Source organism: Synergistaceae bacterium, assembly GCA_031272035.1.
Classification (GTDB): domain Bacteria; phylum Synergistota; class Synergistia; order Synergistales; family Aminobacteriaceae; genus JAISSA01.
This window is the reverse complement of record JAISUO010000008.1, coordinates 1-11,168: the sequence shown is the minus strand read 5'-3', so window position 1 is coordinate 11,168 and position 11,168 is coordinate 1. Positions and strand designations below refer to the sequence as shown.

Sequence of the window (11,168 nt, the reverse complement as noted above, 5' to 3'; positions counted from 1 at the left end):
TCTTTACTCGTGTAAGAACACCCTGATGTCGATTTTCAGCCATTTACCCTGCATTTTTCTGGAGGTTATCCTTCCGAAAAGTAATTTGCCCGCATCCATCAGCCGCGAGAAAATCACATTATCGGCCTTCGGAACATAGCCAATTTTCACGCCATCCGCGTTTTTGACAACAATCGCCCTTTTGTCGTGCGGATTATCCGGCTCCCGAAAAAAGTCGAGTTTGTCGTCCACGTTCAAATAAGGCTCCAGTTCCTTAATGCCCTCTACGTGACTTGTACCGGCCACGTGAGTGTCGAACAGGAAGATATCCCGCTCAAAAGGTTTTGGAATAACAACGTTTCCGCCTTTGTCGTGAAGCAGATGGACAAGGCCGTTTCCGTCGGTTTTAACCAGTTCGCCCATTTTCTCACCTCAACAACGCTTTAACCTTTTGGGTTTGGCTAATCAGCCCAGCTTTAGTATAACCTATAGCGAATCGCGTAACCGCGTACTGAAAAAAGACGCTTAATACCGGTAACGACCGCGGGGATTTCGCCTCTCTGAGCCTCAATGTCGTACGTGATGTTATTTTTTCCTCTCTCCCACGCGGGCGAGGAGTTCCCGCCTGGAGGAGACGTTCAGCTTCATGAAAATGTGCCGGTTGTGGGTCTTGATGGTGTTGACGCTCACTCCCAGCGCGTCGGCGATTTCCTTTGCGGTACGCCCTTCCCGATAAAGCGCCAGCACCTCCTGCTCCGTCGCCGTCAGGGGTTCTGTTCCATCAGGCTCCGTCTCGCTCTGAGGCGCGGGGTCCTCTGAGGGGCTTCGCTCCTCCGGGGCGGCCATGCTCCGGGAGCGCAGAAACTCGATCAGGTCGTCGATTTCCGGAATTTTGACTGTTTCGTAATCGGGTTCCCTTCCCGGTTCTCCCGACTCCACCGCTCCGCGAATGGCGTTGATTCCCCTGAGAATCGGCCGGGCGCACCAGTGGCTCAGGACGAAGGAGAAAAGCGCGCCCGCCCCGAGAAGGAGCAGCGACAGAGACCAGAGCTTTCCCTCGTCCGCCGAGGCGGCGGCGTCGAAGTCCGCTTCGGGAATGAGAAACGCCAGAGCGTAAGACTGACCGCCGAAGGGGGAACCGCTGGCGTACAGACTGACCGGCTCGTGCAGCCCCACAAAAACCTCTCCGTCGTCCCGCGAGTAGACGGAAAAACCCTTTTTCCGGCCCTTCACCTTCAGTTTGTAACCGGAACCGGACTCCCGATTCGCTCCATAACGCCACGAAAACAGGGCGCTTCCAAGGTCGAAAGTCTCCACGTCGGAGTTCGTGTCCACCGGCGCGAGGACGCAGAAAATATCGTTGAATATCTTTCCGTCGGGCACGTGGGACAGTTTGAAAAGCATGTCGCTGACCTCGAAGCCGCACACGCCGAAGACGTTTCCCCCCGAATCGACCAGAGGGGCGGAGCACAGCATCCCTCTGTAATTTGTGCCTTTCAGGTTTCCCGCCGGCTGCCAGTAATAAAGCCGGGGCGCGGAGTCGGAGGCCTCCCAGGCCGCCTCCTGGGGCAGTCTGAACCATCGCGCGTCCTCCACGTCGAACTCCATCGTCCACTGGGCGTCCAGAACGATTTTGTGCCTCATCCCGATCCGGGAGATTCCCCGCAGCAGAAGAATTGCCGAGGAGCTGTTCAGGGCGGGCTCCCAGTTTTTGAAGAAAAGTCCGGCCCGGAATCTCTTTTGCTCCTGAGATCGCTGGCTGACCGTGGCGTTCAGAACCACGAACGCGCCGCTGGCCCTGGCCCGATCCAGAGAGAAGAACAGCGTGTCGTACTGGGCGTCCAGAACGTCCTCCAGAACGCCGGGGCTCATCTGCCGCAGACCGTCGGGCGTGGGCAGAAGCGCCTTTTCCGCCAGAGCGCGCTCAATATTCTCCGACAGGTAGCTGGAGAGCTGGAGGGCCTGAGCCGCGATGCCGCCGTACTGTTTTTCCGTGGCGCGGGCCATCCCTGCCAGCTCCGACTCCATAGATTTTTTGTTTTCTCTGACTTTTACGGTAAAAAAGCCCATGAAGGTCAAAAGACCCGCGACGATCAGGAGCATCGTCACCGTCAGGAGCGCGGAGAAGACGAATATCCGCGTGGACAGACTGACCGGCGGAACGCTTCTGACGCCGCCGCGTCCCAGGAGGGTCAATTTCCCGTCAGCGCCTTCGTGAAGTTCGCGAACGCGCCCTCCGAGGCGGCGCGGAACGCTTCGTCCGGCCCCATGGACTCACGGAGTTCCAGAAACTTTTCCCGCGACTGCTGGGCGCTCTTCCTCAAAAGGGACTCGTACTTCCGCTCCAGCCTCTCATAATCGTCCAGAAGGGGCGGAATGAAGAAGTCGTATTCCCTCTCCATGACCGCCATCAGGTCCAGGAAGCGATCCCGGAGGGGAACCGCGTTTCCAGCCCCTGCGGTCGCGGACCGCTCGACCACGGCCCGCCGTATGGCCTCGGCCGTGACGGGAAGATACCCCGTGTCTCGCAGATAATTCAGATTATTCTCCGGCGCCGTCAGCCATTTCAGGAATATGACGGCGGCTTTTTCCCTCTCCGGCGTGGATTTCAGAAGGCAGAATCCGCCCGCCCGCTGGATCGCCGTTTTCCGGCCCCCCTCGAACACGGGGCAGGGCAGCAGGTCGAAGGTCACGGGCACGGAGGTGTTGTCGGAGTAGATCATGGACGTGGGAAGGAACGTGATGCCAGCGGTGGAGCTCGTCCAGCAGACCAGGTCCCCCGTTTTGGTGAGGTCCGTTCCATACCCCTCGTATATGGCGGCCCATCCTCTCACGGCGGGCTCATAGGCGGCGTCCCAGACCTTCCTGAAAATCGGGGAGTCCACGTTTATCTTTCCGATCACTTTCCCGTCTTTCGAGGGCGCGAAAAAATCCTCTCCCAGCTGCTGGAAGGCCGTCTGAGCGAAGTTGAAAAGGCTGTCGAACATGAAGAACATCTGACCGTCGCCCGGCGTCGGAGTCCGGTCGTCCGTCCACCGGTGGTACTCCCGCGCCAGCCGGAGAAGGCCCTCCGTCGTGGCCAGGTCCTCAATCCGCGCGCCCGTCGCCTCGGCGAAGGGGTCGAAAAGGGTCCGGTTCACAATGAGCCCCTCGGTGGATTTGTTGACGGGGAACACGTAAAGCCCGCCGTTCAAAATCCGTCCTTCCTCCAGAAAACGGGGAACGTAGGCGGCAAGCTCCTTCCCGGTGAAATGCGGGGCGAGGTCGGCCAGCCTGTTCTTCCGGGCGAGCAGAATGGCGGTTTTCGGATAGGCGATGGCGATGTCGGGGGGCTCCGGAGCGCCCGGGTCCCGGTTGGCGATGAGCTCCAGCTTCTCGTGGAGCACCCGGGAGGTTCCGATGGAGGTGACCAGGAGGGTGATTCCCTTTTCTCTGCCCAGGGTGCGGTTGAACTCCTCGGCCACTTCGCTGAGGGCGTGCCGGGCCTGACTGCCTGGGTTGTGCCACATGGTCAGGACGACGGGATCGGAGGGCTTTTCCCGAAGCCACAGCCACAGGGACAAAACCGCGGCAACGGCGCAGAGAGCTCCGCACATCCACAGCCGTTTTTTTCTTCGCTTCCCCGCGTTGGGATTTTTCATGCTTCACCGATCTCCGTATTGGATTTAGGATTTAGATTTAGAAAAATCAATGGTTCTGGCCGTTCATGCGATAATTTTTATTATTCAAAATCTGGCATTGGAAAAACTATACCACAAAAACGAAAAACGAAAAAATGCAGAACGGACGGTCAACAGTTTTGGATAAAAGTTAATGGTTTCCCGCAGGGTCACCGGTTCCATCACCTTATTTCGGGCGCAACTTCCTATAGTATACTGCCCATATACCGATCTGAGGAAACGGAAACGCGGGTTTCCGGAGGTCATTTTTGGAGGCGCGATGGATCAGCTTCGTTGCATAGTCGAGCGTATAACCTACACCAACGAGCAAAACGGGTTTACCGTCCTGAAAGTGCGGGCGAAGGGCCACAGCGACCTTGTGCCCGTGGTCGGCTGCATGGCGGCGGTAAACGTCGGGTCGGTGCTTCTGGTCTCCGGCGAGTGGAAAACCGATTCCAAATACGGCCTTCAGTTTGCTGCGTCCTCATGGGAGGAAAAACTTCCGGCGACCGTCGCGGGTATTGAGCGATACCTGGGCAGCGGGCTCGTCAGGGGCATCGGGCCGAAGTTCGCCAGGCGAATCGTGGAGAAGTTCGGCGTGAACACGCTCGACCTGATCGAACAAGCCCCGGACAGGCTCATCGAGGTGGAGGGCATAGGAGAGAAGCGCATAGCGTTCATCAAAAAGGCATGGGACGAGCAGAAAGAAATCAAAAACGTCATGCTTTTCCTCCAGGAACATCAGGTCAGCACTGCGCACGCGGTGAAAATATTCAAAACATACGGCGCCGAAAGCATCCGGACGGTCAGAGACAATCCCTATAAGCTGGCCGACGATATTTGGGGCATCGGCTTCAGAACAGCCGATACGATAGCGATGAAAATGGGGTTCGATAAAGAAGGGTACCCAAGGCTCCGAAGCGGGTTGATGTATACCCTGAGCGAAGCGTCCAACGATGGGCATTGTTTTCTGCCCCGCGCCGATCTGCTGGAAAAAGCGTCCGTCATGCTGGAAGCGGACGAGGCGCGGCTCGGCTCCGCCGTCGAAAACATGCTGACGGAAGGAGACGTTCAACTGGAGGAACCGGACAAAATATATCTCATGCCCTTTTACCACAGCGAACGGGGCGTCAGTCAAAGGATCGCGAGCATCATGGCGACTCTGCCCCTGTTCCGGGCCGATATTCCGCAAATTGAAGCAAAAGGGAAAAACGGCATCGTCTACGATGAGGTTCAGAAAGAAGCCATCCGGCTGGCGCTTCAGTCGAAAGTCATGATCCTGACCGGAGGACCGGGCACAGGCAAGACCACCACCACAAAGGGTATTATCGCCGCTTTTGCCGCTCTGGGCGGTGAAATTCTGCTCTGCGCTCCCACAGGCCGGGCGGCGAAGCGCCTTTCCGAAACCACCGGCAGGGAAGCAAAGACGATTCACCGGATGCTCGGCTATAACCCCCTGTCCGGTTACGAAAGAAACGCGGACAATCCGCTTGAGGGCCACGCGCTCATCGTGGACGAGTCCAGCATGATCGACGTCATCCTGATGTACAATCTGCTCAAAGCCGTGCCGGACTGTATGACCGTCGTCTTCGTCGGAGACGCGGACCAGCTTCCCTCTGTGGGGGCCGGAAACGTGCTTCTGGACATGATCGGTTCCGGCGTCATTCCTGTGGTGCGTCTTCAGACGATCTACCGTCAGGCTCAGGCCTCCGACATCGTGATGAACGCGCACAGGGTCAATCGTGGAGAATTTCCGCAGCTCAACAAAGGGAAGCGCACGGATTTCTTTTTCATTGAGGAAAGCGAGCCGGAGAAGATACCGGAACTGATCGGCGACCTGTGCGCCCGACGTCTGCCCCGTTATTTTCGCGTCGATCCCGTCCTCGGCGTCCAGGTTCTCACGCCCATGCAGCGCAGCGCGACCGGCGCGGCCGCTCTGAACGCCATGCTTCAGGAAAAGCTCAACCCCGACGGGGAAAGCCTTCGGCGCGGCGGCACGGAATACCGAACAGGCGATAAGGTCATGCAAATCCGGAACAACTACGAGAAAGGCGTGTTCAACGGCGACATCGGAACCATTGAAAAAGTCGATCCGGAGGAAAGGGAGCTCACGGTTCTCTTCGACGAAACGCCCGTTGGCTATGACGTGTCGGAGCTGGACGAGCTTGTCCTTGCCTACGCCACCACCATCCACAAGGCGCAGGGCAGCGAATATCCCATCGTGGTCATGCCTTTCACCATGCAGCATTTCATTATGCTCCAGCGCAATCTGCTGTACACGGGGATCACCCGCGCGAAGAAAGCTCTGGTTCTGGTCGGGACAAAAAAAGCCATTGGCTGTGCCGTCCGCAACAACACAGTCACGAAGAGAAACACGTTTTTGGCGGAACGGCTGAAGACGGCGGGGTCGGACAGGTAGATTTCATGCTGTCTGCGGGCACATCCACAATGGCATACTTCACGCCTGTATTGGGGTCGCCCCTGCCGTCTCTCCTTACAGAAAACACGTAATGCGGCATATCTGCACCCTTATAATGCTTTACAAACCGGCCTCTCACGGTCATTCCGCTGCGTATGGCCACGTTCATGGAAGCGAGATTCGTGTCTCGGACAAGCGAAAACACCTCGCTGAATCCAGGAACACGAAAGGCGTACTCTCGAACAGCGACAGCGGCTTCGGTGGCATAGCCTTTGCGCCAGTAACGCCGATTAAACAGATAGCCTATCTCCGGAACATTCTCTCTGTCAGTTTCGCAATACTGTAAACCGCAAATTCCGATAACAACATTTGTTTCTTTCAACACGACCGCCCACCGTCCGAAACCATGTTCAGCGTAGTGATTTAATTGTTTTTGAAGTCCGGCAAGGTTATCCTCCTCGCTCCATGCGCCGTCCCAGGCGGCCATCGTTTCAGCGTCTCCGACGATTTCTCACGTCGCCGGCAGGTTGTCCATCGTCATTTCCCGCAGCGTCAAACGCTCGGTTTCAAGTATTATTTTCATGCAATTCCACTTCCTTAAAAGGGTCAGTACGTTCCGGCGCCGCTCATACTTTATCACGACCGTCGATCATTTATAATGGAGTTAAAATTACGACACTGGAGGTTTCGGCAATGAACTCCCTCGACATCACGGGCTTTGAAGAGCCCGAACGCATCTCGTTCTGAATTCCGCCGCGATGAATTATGGGCAAATCGGAAACGAATAAAAACAAAACGAATGTGAGCCGTATTTTGGACAAACTGGGGATCGCCTACAGTTCCCACAGCTACGATGGGTCGGACGGAAAATTCGACGGGGTTTCCGTGGCCCTGAAGATCGGACGGCCTGTGGAAATGATCTACAAAACTCTGATTTTGCAGGGAACTGACGGAGAATATTACGTCTTCGTCGTTCCGGGGGCGGAAAAAATCGATTTAAAACTGGCGGCAAAAGCCGTCGGCGTCAAATCCATCGATATGCTTCCCGTGACCGACATCAACGCCGTGACGGGCTATATCCGGGGCGGGTGTTCTCCTGTCGGGATGAAGAAGCGCTACCCGACCGTTTTGGACGCTTCCTGTCTGAAATTGGAGAGAATGATCGTCAGCGCCGGAAAAATCGGCGCGCAGGTAGAATTGGCTCCCGCCGACCTGATACGGGCGACCGACGCCCGAGTCGCCGCGGTCACCGAGAAGGCGTCGAAAGAGCTGGTCGCGGCCTCAGAAAAGCAGAGATGAAAAATGCGTATTGACGTGAACATCCCTGAGACGAAACACCCGACAAAGGACGTTGAACCTTACGGACCAGAAGCCTCGGACTTCACGAGATTGCTTTTTTAACGGCTTTTATGGATTTATACCAATTTGAAGTAAAAGGCCTAAAGTTAGAATAGCTAAAAGCAATGATATTCAAACATTAGCTTCTTCATTAACGCTCGATTGAAAGCAAATTGGTATTAATTCTTGCAGACAGGTTTATACCGTAACTGACCTCACCTTTTGATATAGTATTGGTCTGAAAATGAATTTTGAAGGGGAACGCAGGGAGATTTCACGATGAAACAGAAACCGACACACAAACTCAGTAAGATCGCGGAACGGACGCTATGAAAAAAATCGACACCCACATTCACTTCGCGCCGGAGATCCCGCATTTCACGGAATTGGCACAGGCTTCCCGCCACGAATACACAGCATCCCACCTCGCCGGCGTGTTCGCCGAGCTGGACATCGTCCATGCCGTCGTCATGGGCAATCGTGGGTTGCGGCCCGGCAGTTTCGACGACTATCCGGCGTTTCTGAGCTACTGCGCCGGTTTGCATAAGGAGAATCTTGAGCCCGACGTGTTGCCCGAATCCATCGCGCTTGCCGAAGAAAATTTGCGTTCTCCGCGCTGTGTCGGTCTGAAAATCTATGCCGGATACTGCCCGCTGAATCTGAACGACCCCATTTATTTTCCGTTCTACGAATTGGCCGCCACGTATCAAAAACCTGTGGCCGTGCATACCGGCACGACCGCTCATCCGCGAGCGTTTCAGAAGTACAGTCACCCGCTCCAGCTGGACGATGTCGCCGTCCTCTATCCGCAGGTGCAGTTCGTCATGTGCCACTTCGGCAATCCCTGGCTGATGGATGCGGCGGCCGTTCTTGAGAAAAACGAAAACGTGGTCGCCGACCTCTCCGGCCTTCTGGTCGGATATCTGGACATGCCCGTGTTCACACAGGAACAGGCGGGGTATATTCAGCAGCTGAAAACATGGATTGCCTATGTGGACGACTACGACAAGTTCATGTATGGCACGGACTGGCCGCTGGCAAATATGCGAAATTATATTGATTTTATCACCATGCTTATACCTGAGCGCCATCTGGAAAACGTCTTTTACAACAACGCCGCCCGGGTTTACGCGCCACGCGTAAAATAAAGGCCCGCTGATATCAGGCTGCTTTTTCCTCCCGATTCCCCTGTCCGGTTTATCGTAAACCGTGTTGTGGTGGAAGGTCGTAGTACGTTTCGGTTTTCTTCGCTACCTCCAAATAGGTGAAAATCAGGGCGGGCCGCCTGTGGAGACCGTCCTTTTCCAGTTCGCCTTCAGCGGGCGGAACGGAGATCGGAGGAATTTTGCTCGGCAAACCAAAGCGGGCGATCATTTTCGCGCCCGCCCTTTCCGCGTTTTCACGATCTTTCTCGCTCGGTTCATCTGCCGTGATTTCATCATATTGTTCCCAAATCTCGTGCAGAATTTCCAGTTCGTCCCCAATCGAAACCGGTGAATCGTCCAGCGCGAACATCAGCGCGGGTTGTTCCCCCTCGTCAATTTTGACGCGCAGCCACCTGCCGGGGCGTAAGGGGAACCCTTCGCCGCTTTCGCGCAATTTGCTCGCCGCGATCACTTTTTTCCCTCTCCATCCTTCGGAACTGCAAATCCGCAGCGCCGACAACACAGACCTGGGAGGCGTGAAATGTGCAATTACGAGCGCCAGCATGACGGAGGCTGCAATGAACGCCACAACGACGCACACGAGCACCTGCCCCCAGCCGGTGAGCAAACAACACAAGGCCAGGGTTGCCAAAAACAGCCAATATTTGCGCGAATACGCGGCGGCGCAAAGTAAAATAATCATCGAAATATCAATCCAACTCATCGCGTTATTTTCTCTTTTCTTTGCAGATTGCGGCTTCCGATGTCTTTTATAATACAACTCCAATTTACTGACCGGAGGAATATTAGGAATATAATGAAGGGCAGCTGAGGTTCGATAAGTGTCGACCGGTTCCGTAACCGACGGCCATGAATGCCCGCAGCGATGCGATTTTGAGGCTGAAACAGGAGGTGATGGTTTTGATGGGGAAATTGTTGAGGGCAACGTCGGCGTTTTTGGTTCTTCTGATTCTCGCGCCCGCGTTCTCCGCCGCGGCGGACGTGTATCTGCTTGGGACGTGGGAGGAAGTGGACGAGGAATACACCCCTGTCGAAAAAATAAGAATCACGTTCAGGGCCGATGGGGAAGTCTTTATGGAAGACAGTCTGGGCGACAGGACCAAAACCGAAACCGCAAAGTGGCAGACGGACGGGGAAATTCTCCGTCTGATCGGGGTGAGATTCTTCGAACAGAATGACGTGACCATCTCCTTCGGATACGCCGTCCAGGGAGACCGCCTTGCCTTGACGCTGATTTCCGAAGAAGGAGAACCCGGAGGTAAGGAAATTGTCTTTAAGCGCGTAAAAGAAGAAATGAAGTAAAAAATTTTCCATCATTGAGTCATGAGGGGATAGTGAGCGTTTTTTTCACCAGCTTGTTTTCAAAGTACCGGCGGTATTCGTCGGTATCCACCGAGATGGCCAGAAGGAAATCGTCGGCACTGGTCGAGAGCGCATTTGGATAACTGGCCGGCGGAATTTCCGTCTTCCGTTCTTCCATATCGTAAAGCCACAGACATAGCGCATCGCGCGCCATGTTCACAGCCTGATTAAGCGTATCGCCGCAGGTGTGACAGCCGGGGAGATCTGGAAATTCCACAACATAGCCATCGTTATTCTCGCTGAACACAGCCGTATAAATATATTTCATTTCTATCTCTCCATCTGTTCTAAAGCTACACCTGAGGGATTGTCAACAAAATTTCGGCAAGAAAGTTAAGCGACCAGTTGTTTATTATATCTGCTTGGATATTTGAGCCATTTTGGGGGCTTAGATACTCAAATCTTTTCTGTACCCGATACGTGTTATAAAATCCTTCCACGTATGCAAACATTACCTGCAAATTCAACATGAAGAGATGCAATACGCGAAAGATAAGGCATGGTCTATATGAATTTATACGAAAAGACAACATCTCAAAAAGGTTAAAAGATCGTGCAAAGGAATTGAGTAAAAAGATTTACGAGGCCGGCTTTAACGGTGAACTTCAAACCATGGACGCTAGCCTCATGGCTTCAGCTTCAGATATAGCACGGGCTCTTTCGAGCCAAACTTCGACACGTGGGCCTGAAACTCTTTTGAATGATTTATCAGACATTATTTTAAATACACGTTCGCCTTCTTCATCTTTGACTGGGGTCCAATGGGCTAACGGCTCATCATCTGGGCAATCTACCGCGAATGGAACATCTTCACCGTTTTCAAAGAACCTGAGCGCCAATGTCAACACCTCCTCTAATGAGAATGTAGCACAGGATTCCCGGGACAACAACGGTAAAGCTCCCCTTCTGTTATTCGTCTGTGATAATGTCCTCCTGTAACTCGTCAGGGAAAATGTCCGCATGAAACAGGAGCGAGTGACATGGAGCATAGACGAGTTGAAGCGGGTATGGGAACAGTTTAAGATGTGGCTGTCCGATATGTGGAGCCGGATACTGGGTGATGAGAAGATACAGATTGACCCGAGGCTGAGAGAAGTATTCGGGCAGATTCTGTCTGGTGGTCCGGGGTTTGGGTATCGATACGGACCGGAGAACTCCACCAATCGGCTGGGGAATAACCAGGAAACACATTATCAATTCGCCGGCCAGAAGGGCGCAGTCAACCTGAAGAGGCACAACGCATGG

The 11,168-nt window shown here is 54.4% G+C and carries 13 protein-coding genes; 6 read left to right on the top strand and 7 right to left on the bottom strand.

Annotated elements, in window-relative coordinates:
- Window positions 1-3: 3 nt before the first annotated feature.
- The 3 genes from LBR61_00810 to LBR61_00800 form a co-directional block, all read right to left on the bottom strand.
- Entirely contained in the window at window positions 4-402 is a 399-nt protein-coding gene (locus LBR61_00810; GenBank protein ID MDR1730610.1) for an HIRAN domain-containing protein, read from the bottom strand.
- 162 nt (window positions 403-564) lie between these two features.
- The gene (locus LBR61_00805) at window positions 565-2,175 is read right to left on the bottom strand and encodes a helix-turn-helix transcriptional regulator (protein ID MDR1730609.1); all 1,611 of its coding nucleotides are present in this window, start codon (window positions 2,173-2,175) and stop codon (window positions 565-567) included.
- The gene (locus LBR61_00800) at window positions 2,172-3,620 is read right to left on the bottom strand and encodes an extracellular solute-binding protein (protein ID MDR1730608.1); all 1,449 of its coding nucleotides are present in this window, start codon (window positions 3,618-3,620) and stop codon (window positions 2,172-2,174) included. The genes LBR61_00805 and LBR61_00800 overlap by 4 nt, the downstream gene beginning before the upstream one ends.
- Window positions 3,621-3,918: 298 nt before the next feature.
- Here LBR61_00800 and LBR61_00795 point away from each other — a divergent pair, with 298 nt between their 5' ends.
- Window positions 3,919-6,057 (top strand): ATP-dependent RecD-like DNA helicase, encoded by a 2,139-nt coding sequence (locus LBR61_00795; GenBank protein MDR1730607.1) that lies wholly within the window; start codon window positions 3,919-3,921, stop codon window positions 6,055-6,057.
- Here the strand turns inward: LBR61_00795 and LBR61_00790 are convergent.
- Window positions 5,999-6,544: a GNAT family N-acetyltransferase gene (locus tag LBR61_00790; GenBank protein MDR1730606.1), complete on the bottom strand. Its 546-nt coding sequence runs from the start codon at window positions 6,542-6,544 to the stop codon at window positions 5,999-6,001. The two genes, LBR61_00795 and LBR61_00790, sit on opposite strands and share 59 nt — an antisense overlap.
- A gap of 278 nt (window positions 6,545-6,822) precedes the next feature.
- Here LBR61_00790 and ybaK point away from each other — a divergent pair, with 278 nt between their 5' ends.
- The 3 genes from ybaK (at window position 6,823) to LBR61_00775 (ending at window position 8,543) form a co-directional block, all read left to right on the top strand.
- The gene (gene ybaK / locus LBR61_00785; protein ID MDR1730605.1) at window positions 6,823-7,356 is read left to right on the top strand and encodes a Cys-tRNA(Pro) deacylase; all 534 of its coding nucleotides are present in this window, start codon (window positions 6,823-6,825) and stop codon (window positions 7,354-7,356) included.
- A gap of 3 nt (window positions 7,357-7,359) precedes the next feature.
- Window positions 7,360-7,458: a thermonuclease family protein gene (locus LBR61_00780; GenBank protein ID MDR1730604.1), complete on the top strand. Its 99-nt coding sequence runs from the start codon at window positions 7,360-7,362 to the stop codon at window positions 7,456-7,458.
- Window positions 7,459-7,724: 266 nt separating this feature from the next.
- Complete coding sequence (locus LBR61_00775; GenBank protein ID MDR1730603.1) at window positions 7,725-8,543, top strand: amidohydrolase family protein; 819 nt, start codon at window positions 7,725-7,727, stop codon at window positions 8,541-8,543.
- 49 nt (window positions 8,544-8,592) lie between these two features.
- Here the strand turns inward: LBR61_00775 and LBR61_00770 are convergent, their stop codons facing one another.
- Complete coding sequence (locus LBR61_00770; protein MDR1730602.1) at window positions 8,593-9,264, bottom strand: hypothetical protein; 672 nt, start codon at window positions 9,262-9,264, stop codon at window positions 8,593-8,595.
- Window positions 9,265-9,464: 200 nt separating this feature from the next.
- Between LBR61_00770 and LBR61_00765 the strand changes: the two genes are divergently transcribed.
- The gene (locus LBR61_00765; GenBank protein ID MDR1730601.1) at window positions 9,465-9,863 is read left to right on the top strand and encodes a hypothetical protein; all 399 of its coding nucleotides are present in this window, start codon (window positions 9,465-9,467) and stop codon (window positions 9,861-9,863) included.
- Between the two features lie 19 nt (window positions 9,864-9,882).
- On the opposite strand, the gene LBR61_00760 is transcribed toward LBR61_00765, so the two are convergent.
- Both LBR61_00760 and LBR61_00755 read right to left on the bottom strand, forming a co-directional pair.
- Entirely contained in the window at window positions 9,883-10,191 is a 309-nt protein-coding gene (locus tag LBR61_00760; GenBank protein ID MDR1730600.1) for a type II toxin-antitoxin system HicB family antitoxin, read from the bottom strand.
- 337 nt (window positions 10,192-10,528) lie between these two features.
- Window positions 10,529-10,762, bottom strand: coding sequence for a hypothetical protein (locus LBR61_00755; protein MDR1730599.1), 234 nt, complete (start codon window positions 10,760-10,762; stop codon window positions 10,529-10,531).
- A gap of 121 nt (window positions 10,763-10,883) precedes the next feature.
- Between LBR61_00755 and LBR61_00750 the strand changes: the two genes are divergently transcribed.
- The coding region (locus tag LBR61_00750; GenBank protein ID MDR1730598.1) for a hypothetical protein at window positions 10,884-11,168 on the top strand (285 nt) is incomplete at its 3' end.

Excerpts from the sequence above, each read along its gene's own strand:
- LBR61_00810 (MDR1730610.1), bottom strand. The coding sequence starts at position 402 with ATGGGCGAACTGGTTAAAACCGACGGAAACGGCCTTGTCCATCTGCTT.
- LBR61_00800 (MDR1730608.1), bottom strand. The coding sequence starts at position 3,620 with ATGAAAAATCCCAACGCGGGGAAGCGAAGAAAAAAACGGCTGTGGATG.
- LBR61_00795 (MDR1730607.1), top strand. The coding sequence starts at position 3,919 with ATGGATCAGCTTCGTTGCATAGTCGAGCGTATAACCTACACCAACGAG.
- LBR61_00790 (MDR1730606.1), bottom strand. The coding sequence starts at position 6,544 with ATGGCCGCCTGGGACGGCGCATGGAGCGAGGAGGATAACCTTGCCGGA.
- ybaK (MDR1730605.1), top strand. The coding sequence starts at position 6,823 with ATGGGCAAATCGGAAACGAATAAAAACAAAACGAATGTGAGCCGTATT.
- LBR61_00780 (MDR1730604.1), top strand. The coding sequence starts at position 7,360 with ATGCGTATTGACGTGAACATCCCTGAGACGAAACACCCGACAAAGGAC.
- LBR61_00775 (MDR1730603.1), top strand. The coding sequence starts at position 7,725 with ATGAAAAAAATCGACACCCACATTCACTTCGCGCCGGAGATCCCGCAT.
- LBR61_00770 (MDR1730602.1), bottom strand. The coding sequence starts at position 9,264 with ATGAGTTGGATTGATATTTCGATGATTATTTTACTTTGCGCCGCCGCG.
- LBR61_00765 (MDR1730601.1), top strand. The coding sequence starts at position 9,465 with ATGGGGAAATTGTTGAGGGCAACGTCGGCGTTTTTGGTTCTTCTGATT.
- LBR61_00760 (MDR1730600.1), bottom strand. The coding sequence starts at position 10,191 with ATGAAATATATTTATACGGCTGTGTTCAGCGAGAATAACGATGGCTAT.